Source organism: Rhodococcus sp. I2R (assembly GCF_020889545.1).
In the GTDB taxonomy this organism is placed as follows: domain Bacteria; phylum Actinomycetota; class Actinomycetes; order Mycobacteriales; family Mycobacteriaceae; genus Rhodococcoides.
The window spans coordinates 320,805-336,301 of record NZ_JAHUTG010000001.1 but is presented as its reverse complement, the minus strand read 5'-3'; the positions used below and the strand labels follow the sequence as shown (position 1 = coordinate 336,301).

Genomic DNA, 15,497 nt, shown 5'->3' with positions numbered 1-15,497 from the left:
CCCGCCGCCGCGGCACAATTTCACCGAGCTGCCTCGTATCCGTTCCGAGCGTCCGGCGTTCGAGTTGCATTACCCGCATATGGTCGACCGGATGCGCGCCGAAGCCCACGTCGGTCCCGGGTCCCACGGTGGCGAGACCACCGAAGTCCTCGAACAGGCACGCCGGGCACCCATCGCCACCAGCGACCACGAAGGCTCCGGGGATCCAGACCCGAAGTAAATCAACACGCAGTGATCGAAGGGCCCCTCCCGACTACACGGGCGGGGCTCTTCGCTTGCGACAATTCATGATCTAGACCACGCCGAACACGACGCGCCCCCGGGGCGGGTCGAGCGCGAAGGGAGAACTAGTGCCGTCGATGGATACCGCAGTACTCGTCACGGTGACGGGCCCGGACAAACCGGGAGTCACCTCGGTTCTGTTCGCTGCGCTGTCGCGGCATCAGGTGAGTCTTCTCGACGTGGAACAGGTCGTGATCAGAGGCCGCCTCACATTGGGTGTACTACTGACCTGCCCCAACGACGCCGAAGAGCTCCAGGAAGAGCTCGAAGAGGCGATGACTACGGTCGGCGTACACGTCGACGTGGAGATCGGTGCCGACCCGGTCGGCAAGCGAATGCTCGCGACTCACGTTGTCGTCGTGCTCGGACGGCCCGTCACCGCCCGTGCGTTCAGCTCCATCTCCCGCGAACTTGCCAGACAGGGCGCCAACATCGACTCCATCCGGGGCATCGCGGACTACCCGGTAACCGGTCTCGAACTTCAGGTCACCGCAACCAACACCTCGCCCGATGCCGATCGGCTTCTGCGTACCGGTCTGTCCGAGATCGCTGCCGGAGTCGGCGTCGATGTCGCGGTCGAACGAGATGGGATTTCGCGTCGCTCGAAGCGGCTCATCGTGTTCGACGTGGACTCCACCCTTGTTCAGGGTGAGGTGATCGAGATGCTCGCGGCCAAGGCCGGCCGTGAGGAAGAGGTGCGCGCGGTCACCGAATCCGCGATGCGCGGTGAGATCGACTTCGCCGAATCGCTGCATCAACGCGTTCAGGCGTTGGCCGGGCTGGATGCGTCGGTGATCGAGGAAGTCGGCGAGGCGCTCGAACTGACGCCCGGTGCCAGAACCACCATCCGCACGCTTCGGCGGCTCGGCTACCACTGCGGCGTCGTCTCGGGCGGTTTCCGTCAGGTCATCGAAGGTCTGGCACACGAACTCGAACTGGATTTCGTCAAAGCGAACACTCTCGAGATAGTCGACGGGAAGCTCACCGGCCGGGTCGTGGGCGATATCGTCGACCGTGCCGCCAAAGCGAGCGCGTTGCGTGAGTTCGCGACGCAGGCTGGTGTACCGATGGAACAGACCGTTGCTGTCGGAGACGGCGCCAACGACATCGACATGTTGACCGCCGCCGGGCTGGGTGTCGCATTCAACGCGAAGCCTGCTCTGCGCGAGATCGCGGATACCGCCATCTCGCATCCCTACCTCGACGCCGTTCTGTTCATGCTCGGTGTCACGCGCAGCGAGATCGAGGCCGCCGATGCCGTCGACGGCGGGGTCCGTCGCGTCCCGATCCTGTGACCGACGCTCCGCCGGAAGGGCAGAGCCAGGAGGATACGTTCGCGGAACGCCATTCGATACTCGCCCGGGGATACGGCGGGCGCGGCGATCCACCCGACCCTGCGGACGTCCTCGCCATGCCCATGGTGCTGCATGTTCCCAAGGCAACTCCACCGCCGCGAAGCCAACTGCTCGAAGCTGCGGCATCGGCGGTGGTCGCCCTGTGTCTGGACGAGCGTGTCGGTCCCGGCGGAGAATGGGAGGGCGCCGTCCGTGACTGGACTCTCGCCCGCATCCGAAAAGTTGCCAGGCGCGCGAGGGGTGCGCACTGGGATGCAGCGCAGAACGTTCCGGGCATCACCGTCGAGGTGGGACAGGCGCAGGCTCGTGCGTTCGTGCCCGGACGAGTCGGCGACGTGGATTCGCGGATCAAGCGGCTACAGATCGGCGGGACCGATCTCGAGCACGATGCTCCGCCACTGCCGATTCCCGGAAGGCCTGTGCTGTGGATCGACGCTGCGCTGGAGATGACTGTCGGGAAGGCGGCCGCGCAGGTCGGACACGCGGCCATGCTGCTCGCCGGTGTGATGACGGTGGACCAGTGCCGAAGCTGGGCGTCGGAAGGGTTCGTCTGCTCGGTCCGCGAGGCCGACCCGAAACAGTGGAAGCATGCCCGCGCACTCGTCGACACCGGGCGGGCTGTCGCCGTCCGCGACGCAGGGTTCACCGAGGTAGCACCGGGCTCGATGACCGTGATCGCCCAACCAGCGCCGTGATTTCGATCAGATTGTTGGATTCTCGGCTGCGCGAACCGCTCCGAGCTTGACGGGTCCACGCGCGCGTCAGTGGATATCGAAAGCAGGGCCAGTATTCATGTTCCCTCGCTGCGCAGGACCATCACTGTGGGCCCTGACAACGGGATCACCGACCCGGCCTGCACCGTCGACGTGCTCGACGGCGCGCCGTCGACGGTGGAGGAATCGAAGATGGGAACGAACTGCGACGCGGCCCAGGCCGGACATGCGAGTGTGAGTTCGATGGGGCCGCCGGAGTGCACGATCAGCAATGCGCTGACATCGGCTACCGGTAGTCCTTCCGGCTCGAAGGAGCGTATGTCGCCGCCATCGACCCACGCCTGCAGCGTGCGGACCGAATCGTCGTTCCAGGCTTCGATGCTCAGCTCGTGACCGGCCGCATCGAACCACACCAGATCCGGACGGCCGCTGGGTGTGTCGCGTCCGATGAAGAATTCCTGCTGGCGCAGCGCCGGAGCGCCTCGGCGGACACGCAGAAGGCGCGAGACGAAGGCGACGAGATCGTCATCGGCCGTCGACCAGTCGATTGCCCAAGCAAGAGCGGCGGGTGTGTCCTCGGGAACGCAGTAGGCGTTGTTGTTGCCGCCCTGTGTATGGCCCAACTCGTCTCCGGCCAAGAGCATCGGTGTTCCGGTGGACAGCGCCAGCGTGGCCAGCAGCGCGCGAACGTGACGAGCGCGTGCGGACAAGATCGCCGGATCGTTCGTCGGGCCCTCTGCGCCGTGGTTGACCGAGATGTTGTGGTTGGTTCCGTCCCGATTCTCCTCACCGTTGACCTCGTTGTGCTTCGCTGCGTAGGACACGAGGTCGCGGACGGTGAATCCGTCGTGGGCACTGATGAAATTGACCGAAGCCCAGGGCTTTCGGCTGCCGCCGCCATAGATGTCCTCGGAACCGGCGAGCCTCGACGCGAGCTCGCGCACACCGCTCTGGCCGGCCCAGAATCGGCGGATCGTATCGCGATAACGATCGTTCCATTCCGACCACATACTCCCGAAGCCGCCCACTTCGTAGCCGGCGCCGGTGGCGTCCCATGGCTCGGCGATCAGTTTCGTTCGGGACAGAACAGGATCAGTGGTGATCGCTGTGAGTAGCGGTGCGCGAGCATCGAAGCGCCAACCGCCGGGGCGTCCGAGCGCGCTTGCCAGATCGAAGCGGAATCCATCGACGCCCATCTCGGTCACCCAGTATCGGAGGCTGTCGCACACCATGCGCACCACTGCAGGCGAGGCGGAGTCGACGGTGTTCCCGCAGCCGGTCAGGTCGACGTCCTGACCTCGTCCGTCGAGCAAGTAGTAGCCGGGCGCGTCGAGTCCGCGCCAACTGATCGACGGGCCGGCGACGGAGGATTCGCATGTGTGGTTGTACACGACGTCGAGCACGATCTCGATGCCCGCCGCATGTACGGCGTCGACCATCGTTCTGAACTCGGTGATCTCGGCGCCGGGAGTCGAGGCGAATCGCGGGTCGGGTGCGAAGAAGGCTCCCGTCGAGTATCCCCAGTGGTTGCGCATGCCCCGGGACCGCACATCCGGTTCCGTCAGCATCGCCTGCACCGGGAGCAGCTCGATCGTGGTGACACCGATGCGTCGTAGATGTTCGAGGACTGCGGGGGCGGTGAGGCCGAGATATGTTCCGCGATATTCCGGCGGTACGCCCGGATGACGCGCCGTATAGGCACCGACGTGCATTTCGTAGAGTACGGTCTGATCCCACGGCACCTCCGGCCTCGGGCTGAGCGGCCGGTTTGCCGGCGCGGTGACGACCGAGAGCGGAACGTGTCCGAGCGAGTCGACAGTGCTCGCGTGTCCGAACGGGTCGTCCTCGTAGGACAGCAGAGCTGCCGCCGCCCCCAGCCGTCCCGAGATCTGGCGCGCTGCCGGGTCGAGAAGAAGCTTGTGCGAGTTGAATCGGAGCCCGCGGCTCGGATTCCACGGCCCGTGCGCTCTGATCCCGTATGTCGCGCCGGCGTCGACATCTCTGATCACACCGTGCCAGATCCCGTAGGTGCGACTGCCCAGTTCGACGCGGCGCTCACCTCCATCCGGGTCGATCAGACAGATCTCGAGCCCGTCGGCCTCGGGGGAGTGGACTGCAAATTGAATCCCACTCTCGGTTGCTGTGGCTCCCAGTGGAAAGGGTGAACCGGTCGCGGGGAGTTCCCCGAGGGCGTTGTGATGTGAATTGGACGACACGCATGGAGATCTTGCCGTGTTCGGTGGCCTCATGTGCGACAAGATAGGGACCGTGTCTGAACCGGATCCCGATCTGCTCATCGATTTCAAAGACGTTCTCATCAGGCGAGGCGGGGTAACCCTTGTCGGACCGGTGACCTGGCAGGTCGAGTTGGACGAACGGTGGGTGGTGCTGGGGCCGAACGGCGCCGGAAAGACATCGTTGATGCGGATCGCCGCGGCCGAGGTGCATCCGACATCCGGCGTCGCACATGTGCTGGGCGAAGTGATGGGCAAGGCTAACGTCGCCGATCTGAAGACGCGGATCGGGCTCTCCTCGTCTGCGCTCGCTCATCGCATTCCTGCTGACGAAACAGTGATCGACCTGGTGGTTTCGGCGGGGTACAGCGTGCTCGGACGGTGGCGTGAGCGCTACGACGAGATCGACACCGAGCGTGCTGTCGACATGCTCGAAAGTCTCGGTGCCGAGCACCTGGCGCAGCGAACGTACGGAACGCTTTCCGAGGGGGAGCGCAAACGCGTGCTCATTGCACGTTCGCTGATGACCGACCCGGAGTTGCTGCTGCTCGACGAGCCGGCGGCCGGACTCGATCTCGGCGGGCGCGAGGAACTCGTCGCCCGGTTGGCCGACCTGGCCGCCGACCCCGACGCTCCGGCGACGGTCCTGATCACCCATCATGTGGAGGAGATCCCGCCGGGATTCAGCCATGCCTTGTTGCTCAAGGAGGGTGGTGTCGTCGCACAGGGACTCGTCGATGACGTGATCACCGCGGAGAACCTCACCGAGGCATTCAGCCAGTCGATCACACTCGATCGAGTCGACGGTCGCTTCTTCGCGCGACGCACCAGGGCAGCCGGTCAGCACCGCCGCTGATCATCGCCTGCGGCGGTCGTTGTAGTTTTCGAAGATGACCCCCACACCACTTCCCCCGACCGACGGCCCGGCGTCGGGGACGACCGACGGCTCCCTTCCGGTGCGTGATGCCTCGACGGTGATCCTCGTTCGTGACAGCGAACCCGCCGGGCGGTCCGAGGGCATCGAGGTCTTCTTGCTCGAACGGGTGGGCGGGATGGCCTTCGCCGGCGGCATGACGGTCTTCCCCGGCGGCGGCGTCGACCTTTCCGACGCCGACGCCGATCTCGTGTGGGCCGGGCCGGATGCTGCATGGTGGGCTGTGCAGTTCGGTGTCGACGAACGCAAGGCGATGGCGCTTGTATGCGCGGCCGCACGCGAGATGTTCGAGGAATGTGGAATCTTGCTTGCCGGTCCGACGACGGACTCGGTCGTCTCCGACACCTCCGGCTATTCCAGTGATAGAGGACGGCTCGAGCGGCGCGAGCAGACCTTCGGTGAGTTTCTGGTTCGCAACGGTCTGGTGCTGCGGGCGGATCTGCTCAGGCCTTGGTCGAACTGGATCACTCCGGTGGGCGAGAAGCGGCGGTACGACACGAGGTTCTTCGTGGCCGCTGCGCCGAGCGGACAGGACGCGGACGGGGCGTGCAGCGAAGCGGCATCGGTGGGCTGGCGGTCCGTCTCCGCTGCGCTCGAAGACTGGCGCGGCGGGCAGACGATCCTGCTTCCGCCGACGTGGAGTCAGCTGTCCGGCCTACTCGAATTCGAATCGGTGGCGGATGTGCTCGCGGCACGTCCTCAGATCGCACCGATCCAGCCTGATCTGTACCGCGTCGACGGAGAATTGCGGGTCGACTTCCCGGGGCAGCAGGGGTACTACGAAGGCAGCGCGCACCCGTGGACCGGGCGGTAGGGCCCACACCGGTAGCGTGTGAACCATGGCTGAGTTCGTGACTCTCGAGGTAACAGACGGCATCGGCACGATTCGGCTGGACCGCCCTCCTATGAATGCTCTGAACCGTCAGCTACAGGAGGAAATACGAGCCGCGGCGCGGGCAGCGAGTGTCGATTCCTCCGTCAAGGCGGTCATCGTCTACGGCGGCGAGAAGGTGTTCGCTGCCGGTGCGGACATCAAGGAGATGGCAGAGCTGTCGGCGGCTCAGATGGCCGCCATCGCTGGCGAGCTGCAGTCCGCGCTGGGTTCGTTGGCCGAGATCCCGAAGCCCGTCGTCGCGGCCGTGACCGGATATGCACTCGGTGGCGGGTTGGAGGTTGCGCTCGGTGCCGATCGCCGGATCGTGGGCGACAACGTCAAGCTCGGCGTCCCCGAGGTGCTGCTGGGCGTCATCCCCGGCGGCGGTGGGACACAGCGACTGGCTCGTTTGATCGGGCCGAGCAGGGCCAAGGATATGGTGTTCACCGGCCGTTTCGTGGGCGCCGACGAAGCCCTGCGCATCGGTCTGGTCGACGAGGTGGTCGCACCCGACGAGGTGTACAACGCCGCCCGGGCCTGGGCATCTCAGTTCACTACGGGTGCCTCGCGAGCTCTGGCAGCAGCGAAGGCATCAATCGATTCGGGGCTGGACACCGATCTGCACACTGGTCTGAGGATCGAGGCTCAGCAGTTCGCCGCGCTGTTCGCGACCTCTGATCGCACGATCGGTATGGAATCGTTCATCGCCAATGGACCGGGAAAGGCCGAGTTCACCGGCGAGTGACGGCTACGCAAGAACTAGAACTTGTTCATTCTCTACTGGATAGTAGGCTGCCCTCATGACTGCAAGCCCCCACGACGGTACTTCTGCCACCGGCCGCGCCGACTCCGGCCTGCACGTGGTGTCCGATGCCTCGAGCGACCCCGCGCCCAACCCGCATGCCACGGCCGAGCAGGTCGAGGCGGCACGAAGCGACACGAAACTGGCTCAGGTCCTCTACCACGACTGGGAAGCGGAAACGTACGACGACAAGTGGTCCATCTCTTACGATGAGCGCTGCATCGACTACGCCCGCGGCCGCTTCGATCGCGCTGTGCTCGGGCAGGACGAGGCGCAGGAGGCGCTGCCGTACGGTCGGGCCCTCGAGCTCGGCTGCGGCACCGGGTTCTTCTTGCTGAACCTGATGCAGGCCGGTGTAGCGGAGAAGGGGTCTGTCACGGACCTGTCGCCGGGCATGGTGAAGGTTGCGCTGCGCAATGCGGAGCACCTGAAGCTCGATGTGGACGGTCGGGTAGCCGATGCCGAGACCATCCCTTACGAGGACAACACGTTCGATCTGGTCGTCGGACACGCGGTGTTGCATCACATTCCCGACGTCGAGCTCTCACTCCGTGAGGTGCTCCGAGTGCTCAAGCCCGGCGGGCGTTTCGTCTTCGCGGGGGAGCCAACCACTGTCGGTAACTTCTACGCCCGCTGGCTCGGACGATTGACCTGGGAGGCGACGACTCGCGTCACCAAGCTTCCGTTCCTGGCGAGTTGGCGCAAGCCGCAGGAAGAACTCGACGAGTCCTCGCGTGCGGCTGCGCTGGAGGCAGTGGTCGACCTTCACACCTTCGATCCCGCCGATCTCGAAGACATTGCCCGCAGCGCCGGTGCCGTCGAGGTGCAGGCGCAGACCGAGGAGTTCGCGGCGGCGCTGTTGGGATGGCCGGTTCGAACGTTCGAAGCTGCCGTCCCCGCCGAGAAACTGGGTTGGAACTGGGCGAAGTTCGCTTTCGGCGGGTGGAAGTCGCTGAGCTGGGTCGACGAGAACGTGTTGGGGCACGTCGTACCCCGCGGCTTTTTCTACAACGTCATGATCACCGGCAGAAAGTCCAGCTGAGCCGAGTCCGCCGGACTACACACCTCCGACATGGGTTATGCCTTTTCCGGCGCCGACATCGACTATCTCCGCAGCGATGTCGGCGTCGCTGCGTTGCGGGAGACGGAGCGACTGCCACTGACCAAAGCGTCGATGCTCACCGACGTCGCCCTCGTGCGAGGTAGACACGGGGACAGAGTGGGCGTGTTGATCGAGACCACGACGCTCAGGCGTAGGGCCCGAGCAAAGATCTCCGATGCCGAGGGTTGGTTGCTCACCGACGACGCCGTCCAGCAGGCGACACCGTCGGTGGTGGCGCGGCGCCGAGCGCAGCGACTTGCCGGTCGGGACGTGCACGATGTGACCTGCTCGATCGGTACCGAACTGGCCGCGCTCGTCGCCACGCCGGGCGCGGTACTCGGTAGTGATCTCGATCCGATTCGCGTACTGATGGCGCAGCACAATGTTCCCGCCGCGGGCGTGTTCCGTGCCGATGCGCTGACCCCCACCACGCGGGGGACGGTCGTGCTCGCCGATCCCGGCCGGCGTGCAGGTGGCCGGCGGACACACGATCCCGAAGCGCTCGAGCCACCGCTTTCCGCGTTGCTCGATGTCTACGCCGGCCGCGACCTCGTGGTCAAGTGCGCGCCCGGACTGGACTACGACCGTCTGGGGTGGGACGGCGAGGTCGAGGTGGTCTCGGTGAGCGGCGGTGTTCGGGAGGCGTGCCTGTGGTCACCCGGACTGGCGCGGCCACCAGTCCGCAGGCGGGCAACGGTCTTGGCCGCGGATGGTTCCGGCTACGACATCACCGACGCCGATCCGGACGATATCGAAGCCGCCGCTCCCGGCGCATGGTTGATCGATCCGGACGGGGCCGTCGTCAGGGCCGGGCTGGTTCGGCACTACGCCGCCAAACACGGACTGTGGCAACTCGATCCTCGGATTGCGTACCTCACGGGTGACTCGGTGCCGGCGGGCGTGAACGGGTTCCGGGTGCTCGACCGCATCAAATATTCCGAAAAGGTGCTCCGTCAGGCGCTGACGGCGCTCGATTGCGGTTCCGTCGAGATCCTGGTGCGCGGGGTCGACGTCGATCCGGCAGTGCTGCGCCCCCGACTCAAATTGCGCGGCAACCTCGCGCTGTCGGTGATCATCACGCGCATCGAACGGTCCGCGGTCGCATTCGTGTGCGCGGCCCGTGAACCCGGGGATTTCAGGACGAATAGGTGAAGATCTCCCCGAGGTAGGTCGAGGTGACGACCTGGCCGTCCGGGCCGATCGACGTCCCCACGGTGAAGCCCGTGGCCCCGGGCAGCGGGCGATCCGCGACGGTGTCGCCGGTGTTCGCGTCGACCGTCGAGATCACCAATTCGTTGCCGCGGCCGGTGACTGTCACAATTGTGTCATCCGCAGCGTGTACCGGAGTCCCCAACTGCTGCAGGTCGTTTCGTTCCCACTCCAGCGTTGCGCGGTCTCCCTCGTCGCGTAGGCTGCGCACTCCGGCATCGCCTCCGGTGGGGACGATGGATCCGTCCGAGGAGATCGATGGCGTCCCCGATGCCCCGAAGCCGGCGCCGTAGGTCCACTTGGCGGTGCCGTCGGAGGTTTTGTACGCGCTCAGCCGACCGTCGACATCCGCGAGATAGACCGATTCACCGTCAGCGGAAAGCACTGGGCTCGACGTGACCGCCGCTGGAAGCAACTCGGAGGACCACCGTTCGGTGACGGCGGGGGTGGCATCGGCGTCGTAGTGCAGCGAAACAAGTTGAGGTGCAATAGCTCCCGCGCGCCAGAGAACCAGATAGATGTTCGAGGCGTCCAGGTCCACTGCGGGTGCTGCCGCGACCGGGCACTGCGACGAACCGGTCGCGCAGGCCTCGAGGCCTGTGTCGGGTGGCAGGAAGTCGGTGTTCGGCGCTTCAAGGAATTCGGGCGGGCTGATCAAGTCGTGAATCGGCACGGTGGTTCGGCCGGTCTGAGTGTCGAGGATGTTGACCTGGCCGAGTTGAGTAACGGCCAGCACGCTGCCGTCACCGAGGAACTGCGCCGAGCGAGGCACTCCGTACACCGGTGTTCGCCAACGAAGCTGGCCGTGATCGTTGAACGACGAGAACCCCCCGTCGTCGCCGATGTAGGTGTTGGCGACAGAATCGACGAGCGGAGTTGCGGTCGCCACCGACGGCCCGGACCGGTTGCACCACCGTTTCCTACCGGAGTCGATCTCGAAGGAGAACAGATTGCATCCGGCGTCGGTATAGGTGGAAACGAACATCTGTCCGGTCGAGGCTATCGACACCGGTGACACCACGGGGCCGCCCAGCGGCCGCGACCAATCGAAGGTGGCGTTTTCGAGACCGCTGTGCTCGGTCGAGTTGCTGTTTCGGGCATCCGCATGCGCGGCCGGCCAGCCGCTGGAGTCGAGCGCGTCGACGGTATCGCTCCCGCTGCTGCACGCGGCGACTGTCAGCACAGCTACGGTCGCCAGCGACGCTGTGCGGGCGAGGCCAGCTCTGCCGCCAAGCACGTGGTGTTCTCCTTCGTCGGAAGTAGCAGTTCAGGGTCGTAGCAGTTCGCCGGGAGCCCCGCGCTCGCGGATGTCCCCTGCCGCAAGAGACTATCCCGGTGCCCGCGGGGCGCGCAGCAGCGGCCGGAGGGGAAGTTGGTTCACCGCGCTCGCGAAACTAGGGTGACTGTCTATGACGAGCATGTGGAATGCCCCACTCCGTTCACGGTGGCGTGGATCGAGACGACGGGACACCGATCAAGCTCGGTTTCTCACCCTCGACTCGCTCCGATGGGTGCTGCGGAACAAGGCCTACACCCCCTGGTACCTGGTTCGTTACGCCAGGTTGGCGCGGTTCAAGGCTGCCAACCCGCACGTGATTCTGCGGGGGATGCTGTTTTTGGGCAAGAACGTCGAGATTCACTCCACCCCGGAGTTGTCGAGGCTCGAGATCGGCCGCTGGGTTCACATCGGCGACGGGAACGCGATCCGGTGTCACGAGGGTTCGCTACGCATCGGCGACAAGGTTGTCTTCGGTAAGGACAACGTCGTCAACACCTACCTCGACATCGAGATCGGCGCGTCGACGCTCGTAGCCGACTGGTGCTATATCTGCGACTTCGACCATCGAATGGATGATGTGAACATCCCCATCAAGGACCAGGGCATCGTCAAGGGGCCCGTGCGGATCGGGCCGGACACCTGGATCGCCACCAAGGTCACCGTGTTGCGCGAGACCAGCGTGGGGCGCGGTTGTGTGCTCGGTGCGCACGCAGTCGTCAAAGGCGTCGTGCCCGATTACAGCATCGCCGTCGGGGCGCCCGCGAAGGTAGTGCGCAACAGGAAAGCCGACTGGGAGGCCGGGGCCGCGGAACGCGCCGAGTACATCGCGGCGCTCGAAGACATCGAGCGGAAGAAAGCGCTCAAAGCTGCCGAGCAGACTCGTGGCGAATCAGCTTCGTTCGGGTAGGGCTCGCTCGATGATGGTCGGACGGCCCAGGGGAAACCGGACCTTGCGTTTGGCCGAGAGGTAGACCTGCGCGGTGGCGTCGGCAACGTGCTTCCAGTCGAAGTCGACCGTGAGTCGGGCACGCGCAGCTTCGGCGCGCTCTTGGGCGGCATCGACGTTGTCGAGGACCTGCCGAACCGAGGACGCCAGCCCTGCGACGTCGGCCGGCTCGAAGGACAGCCCAGTCACCGAGTCGACGATGGCCTCTCCGAGGCCACCGGCCGTGGACGCCACGAGCGGAATGCCCGCTGCGGCGGCTTCGAGGGCGATGATCCCGAAAGGTTCGTAGCGGCTCGGTAGGACGATGGCGTCGGCGCCGTGGAGCCAACCCAACAGTTCGGCGTGATCGAGCGTGCCCATGAACGAGACCGCCCGAGCGACGCGGTGGGTGCGGGCAAGCTGAGCGAGCCAGGCGTACTGGGTGCCTTCGCCGGCAATGTGAAGCGTCGTTCCCGGATGACTGCGACGGATGCGTGGCAGTGCAGCGATGGCATCCTGAATGCCCTTTTCGTACTCGAGGCGGCCGACGTAGAGCAGTTTCGCCGGTTCGTGACGCGGCTGTCGGCGTCGGAAGGTCCACGTGCGAATGTCGATTCCGTTGCGAATGACGGTCACCGCCGCGTCGCGAATCCCGAACAGTCGGGTGACCTCGTCTTTCATGGAGGCCGAACATGTGATGACGGCATCGGAGTCGTTGGCGAGCCACCATTCGATGGAGTGGACCTGCCGATTGACCGGACCGGAGATCCAGCCGCTGTGGCGGCCGGCCTCGGTGGCGTGAATGGTCGAGACCAGGGGGACGTCGAAGTGCTCGGCCAGCGCGATCGCAGGGTGCGCGACGAGCCAATCGTGTGCGTGGACGACCTCGGGTTGCCAACCCTCGCCCAGTCCGGGCTTGCCCAGCGCAATTCCTGCCCGCACCATGGCGTGGCCCATGGCGAGCGTCCAGGCGAGCATGTCCTCGCCGAACACGAAGTGCGGGGGATCCTCGGCGACCGCGACGACGAGAACACCGTCCTCGATGCGATGGAGCGTCGGATGGGTCGAAGCGTCGGTTCCGGTGGGACGGCGAGAGAGAACCACGACCTCGTGGCCGCTTCGCACGAGTTCGGTGGCGAGGTGATGCACATGGCGACCGAGGCCGCCCACCACCACCGGCGGGTATTCCCACGACACCATCAGAATCTTCACTTATCGTTCCCCTCCTTGCGGCCGATCCCTACGCAGTCGCCGGGCGTCGAGGGCCGGGAACAACCCGTCTGCCCGATTCCACTGCGCTGCGAGTTCGGCGGCGCGAACGTCATGCCCCCGTGTCGCCGCGTCGGCGATCTCGCGCAGAGCGTGCGCGTGGATGTGCGCGCGCCGACGGGCGTACTCGGCGGCGGAATCCTTGCTGACCATGAATGCCCAGTCGCTGGCGATAGCCAGAAGTGTCTCACGCAAAATCTGATCGTTGACCGGGTTGCGTAATTCTGGTCGTCCGTTCGAGGCCGCGCCGCGCCCGGCATCCACGGTGCGCAGAGCAGTGTCGACCACCTCTTCGTTGAGCGCCACCAGGTCCTGTACTGCGTCGCCGGCCCACACCCGCCAGTCCTTGCCCGATCCCCACGAGGACCGCTCGAGCTCGACTGGAGCGCCGACATATCCCCTCGACCGGGCGTCGGCAAGTGTGCCGACGTCGATGCCGGCTTCCGGTAGAGCACGAAGGACACGTTCGAGCCAGATCGGGCCCTCGAACCACCAGTGACCGAACAATTCGGTGTCGAACGCGGCCACGACGAGCGCGGGACGGCCGATTCTGCTCGACTCCTCGCGTAGACGCCGCCTGACGGAGTCCACGAAGTCCACGACGTGCTTGTCGATTGCCGCTGATGCCGCCTCGGGGTCGTACGGGGCCTTGTCCTGTGACGCCACTGCCCGTCCGGTCACGCGTGCATGTTTGAGGCCGGTAGCGTGATCGTAGGTGTGGAAATCGCGATAGGCAGCATGCCCCGGATAGCCGGATTTCGGTGACCACACCCGGTAACTGACCTTCAGGTCGCGGCCGAAAGCCAGAACGTCGGAGTCGTACACCGGCCTTGCCAACGTGGTGTCTCCGCGCAGCGCCGGCCCGTCGACCATGAAGTGGGTGACTCCTGCTGCGGCATAACCCTTCTCCATGCCCGGCGCGTACGCGCACTCCGGGGCCCAGATCCCACTCGGTCGTGTTCCCCAACGAGCCTCGGCGTCGGAAAGTCCTTCCGTCAAGGAGAATTCGCGCAACCGCGGGTCCATCAACGGCTGAAACGGATGTGCGAGCGGGCCGCCCAGCAATTCGATGGCTCGGGCATCGATCAGACTGCGGAACAGAGCTGAACCGCCGTGCCGCCAATGCTTTTCGAAGGTCTCGAGCGATCCCGCGGCAGCGCGGTGTTCGCGCCTCGCCAACCCCCGATCCCGAGCCTCGTGTGCACGCAACTGCCAGTTGCCGAGCCAGTGATGCATGCCGGACAAGCAGTGCGGATCGTCCAACTGTGCTGCCAGTACCGGGGTGATTCCGAGCGAAAGAAGATTGGTTCGGCCCTCGTCGGCGAGAGTGCTCAGCATCGTCGTCAGCGGCAGGTACGAACCGGCCCACGATTGGTAGAGCCATTCCTCACCCACCGGCCAGCGGCCGTGGTTGGCGAGCCAGGGGAGGTGGGAGTGCAGAACCAGGGCGAACATCCCCGGTTCGGTCACGGAGGGTACCGGTGTGCTCACCCGCTCACCGGAGACGTCCCGGCCGCTGACGGTTTGATCGCAATCGCCACCAGGTCGAGGCTGGCGTCGATCTCGGACGGGTCCACCTCGAAGTCGGCCACCTCGACGGACGCGACATCCTCGGTCAGGTCCTGCGGCCACGGATCACCGGCGAGCGACCGCTCGATCTGTGCGTCGATGAACGATCCGCCGTGTTTCGCGTCCAACTCGCGGAGCGCTCGACCGTGATGGACACCCGTCATCGTTTCCACGGTGAAGCCCGCTTCGACCAGCAGTTCGATCAGCTCAACGGCATCGAGTTCTCGGGTGTGGAACGGGTTCAACGGCGTATCGCGGCCGGGGGAGAAGGTGATCCGATTGGGGGTGCTGATCAACAGTGCGCCGCCCGGAGTCAGGACTCGGAAGCACTCGCTCAAGAACTGCGCCTGGTCCCACAGGTGCTCGATCACCTGGAAATTGACGACGACATCGACCGATGCATCCCGTAGCGGGAGTCGAGCGAGATTGCCGCGCAGCATGCGGACCCTGGGGTACCGGGTACTGACGTGCGTGGCCGCGGACAGGTCGTAGTCCAGTCCGATCACCACGGACGCCACATCGGCGATCATGTTGGCGCCGTAGCCTTCTCCGGATCCCGCCTCGAGAACGACGCGATCGATGCAGCGCTTCGCCAGCGCTTCGTAGGCGACTTCGTGCCGACGGAACCAGTAGTTCTCCTCGGCGATACCCGGCACCGTCCGCTCCCCGGTCAGCGCAAGCGCAGGGGCATCCGCTGTCGCGGGGGTCGGTGACGCTTCGACGGTCCGTGGCGCTGTGGGGGTCGGCGTTGCGTTCGATGAATCGCTCACCGACGAGAGGGTAGTGCCTCACGGGGTGAAAGAACCATCGGCTGTGCGGTGGGGTCGGAGTGGGTCGGATGTATGGTCGAACCGGAAGTGCCGTAAGTTACCCGCCAGTAACTAAACATGGGGTAATCTACGACAAGGCCTAGAACAGCAAGAACCCATTAGTACGCCCCGATTGAAGCG

13 protein-coding genes and 1 pseudogene are annotated in these 15,497 nt (G+C 65.4%); 9 read left to right on the top strand and 5 right to left on the bottom strand.

The window, feature by feature from the left end:
- From KVY23_RS01545 to KVY23_RS01535, 3 genes and pseudogenes are all read left to right on the top strand, one after another.
- Nucleotides 1-220: pseudogene (locus KVY23_RS01545) on the top strand (cytochrome ubiquinol oxidase subunit I); the annotation flags it as partial.
- 139 nt (nucleotides 221-359) lie between these two features.
- Nucleotides 360-1,577, top strand: coding sequence for a phosphoserine phosphatase SerB (gene serB / locus KVY23_RS01540; RefSeq protein WP_268994592.1), 1,218 nt, complete (start codon nucleotides 360-362; stop codon nucleotides 1,575-1,577).
- Entirely contained in the window at nucleotides 1,574-2,332 is a 759-nt protein-coding gene (locus tag KVY23_RS01535) for a peptidyl-tRNA hydrolase (protein WP_075840167.1), read from the top strand. Before serB ends, KVY23_RS01535 begins: the two co-directional genes overlap by 4 nt.
- 95 nt (nucleotides 2,333-2,427) lie before the next feature.
- Here the strand turns inward: KVY23_RS01535 and glgX are convergent, their stop codons facing one another.
- Nucleotides 2,428-4,566, bottom strand: coding sequence for a glycogen debranching protein GlgX (glgX, locus tag KVY23_RS01530; RefSeq protein ID WP_230555027.1), 2,139 nt, complete (start codon nucleotides 4,564-4,566; stop codon nucleotides 2,428-2,430).
- A gap of 31 nt (nucleotides 4,567-4,597) precedes the next feature.
- On the opposite strand from glgX, the gene KVY23_RS01525 reads away from it, so the two are divergent.
- Genes KVY23_RS01525 through KVY23_RS01505 form a run of 5 tightly spaced genes read left to right on the top strand, consistent with a single transcriptional unit; the run spans nucleotide 4,598 to nucleotide 9,448 of the window.
- Nucleotides 4,598-5,440, top strand: a complete 843-nt coding sequence (locus KVY23_RS01525; RefSeq protein ID WP_230555026.1) for an ABC transporter ATP-binding protein — start codon at nucleotides 4,598-4,600, stop codon at nucleotides 5,438-5,440.
- Between the two features lie 34 nt (nucleotides 5,441-5,474).
- Nucleotides 5,475-6,332, top strand: a complete 858-nt coding sequence (locus KVY23_RS01520) for an NUDIX hydrolase (RefSeq protein ID WP_230555025.1) — start codon at nucleotides 5,475-5,477, stop codon at nucleotides 6,330-6,332.
- Between the two features lie 25 nt (nucleotides 6,333-6,357).
- Nucleotides 6,358-7,137, top strand: coding sequence for an enoyl-CoA hydratase/isomerase family protein (locus KVY23_RS01515; protein WP_230555024.1), 780 nt, complete (start codon nucleotides 6,358-6,360; stop codon nucleotides 7,135-7,137).
- A 55-nt stretch (nucleotides 7,138-7,192) separates the two neighbouring features.
- Nucleotides 7,193-8,236, top strand: a complete 1,044-nt coding sequence (locus tag KVY23_RS01510) for a class I SAM-dependent methyltransferase (protein ID WP_230555023.1) — start codon at nucleotides 7,193-7,195, stop codon at nucleotides 8,234-8,236.
- 30 nt (nucleotides 8,237-8,266) lie between these two features.
- The gene (locus tag KVY23_RS01505) at nucleotides 8,267-9,448 is read left to right on the top strand and encodes a class I SAM-dependent methyltransferase (protein WP_230555022.1); all 1,182 of its coding nucleotides are present in this window, start codon (nucleotides 8,267-8,269) and stop codon (nucleotides 9,446-9,448) included.
- On the opposite strand, the gene KVY23_RS01500 is transcribed toward KVY23_RS01505, so the two are convergent.
- Complete coding sequence (locus tag KVY23_RS01500; protein WP_230555021.1) at nucleotides 9,432-10,742, bottom strand: PQQ-binding-like beta-propeller repeat protein; 1,311 nt, start codon at nucleotides 10,740-10,742, stop codon at nucleotides 9,432-9,434. The two genes, KVY23_RS01505 and KVY23_RS01500, sit on opposite strands and share 17 nt — an antisense overlap.
- A 172-nt stretch (nucleotides 10,743-10,914) precedes the next feature.
- Here KVY23_RS01500 and KVY23_RS01495 point away from each other — a divergent pair, with 172 nt between their 5' ends.
- Nucleotides 10,915-11,691 carry an acyltransferase gene (locus tag KVY23_RS01495; RefSeq protein WP_075840164.1) on the top strand — a complete coding sequence of 259 codons (777 nt, stop codon included), beginning with the start codon at nucleotides 10,915-10,917 and terminating at the stop codon, nucleotides 11,689-11,691.
- Here KVY23_RS01495 and KVY23_RS01490 read toward each other — a convergent pair.
- From KVY23_RS01490 to KVY23_RS01480, 3 genes are read right to left on the bottom strand one after another with little or no spacing between them, the layout of a single operon-like run.
- Nucleotides 11,674-12,921, bottom strand: a complete 1,248-nt coding sequence (locus KVY23_RS01490) for a glycosyltransferase family 4 protein (protein ID WP_230555020.1) — start codon at nucleotides 12,919-12,921, stop codon at nucleotides 11,674-11,676. The two genes, KVY23_RS01495 and KVY23_RS01490, sit on opposite strands and share 18 nt — an antisense overlap.
- The gene (locus KVY23_RS01485) at nucleotides 12,922-14,433 is read right to left on the bottom strand and encodes a glycoside hydrolase family 57 protein (RefSeq protein WP_230555049.1); all 1,512 of its coding nucleotides are present in this window, start codon (nucleotides 14,431-14,433) and stop codon (nucleotides 12,922-12,924) included.
- A 32-nt stretch (nucleotides 14,434-14,465) separates the two neighbouring features.
- Complete coding sequence (locus tag KVY23_RS01480) at nucleotides 14,466-15,221, bottom strand: class I SAM-dependent methyltransferase (protein ID WP_230555048.1); 756 nt, start codon at nucleotides 15,219-15,221, stop codon at nucleotides 14,466-14,468.
- Between the last annotated feature and the right edge of the window lie 276 nt (nucleotides 15,222-15,497).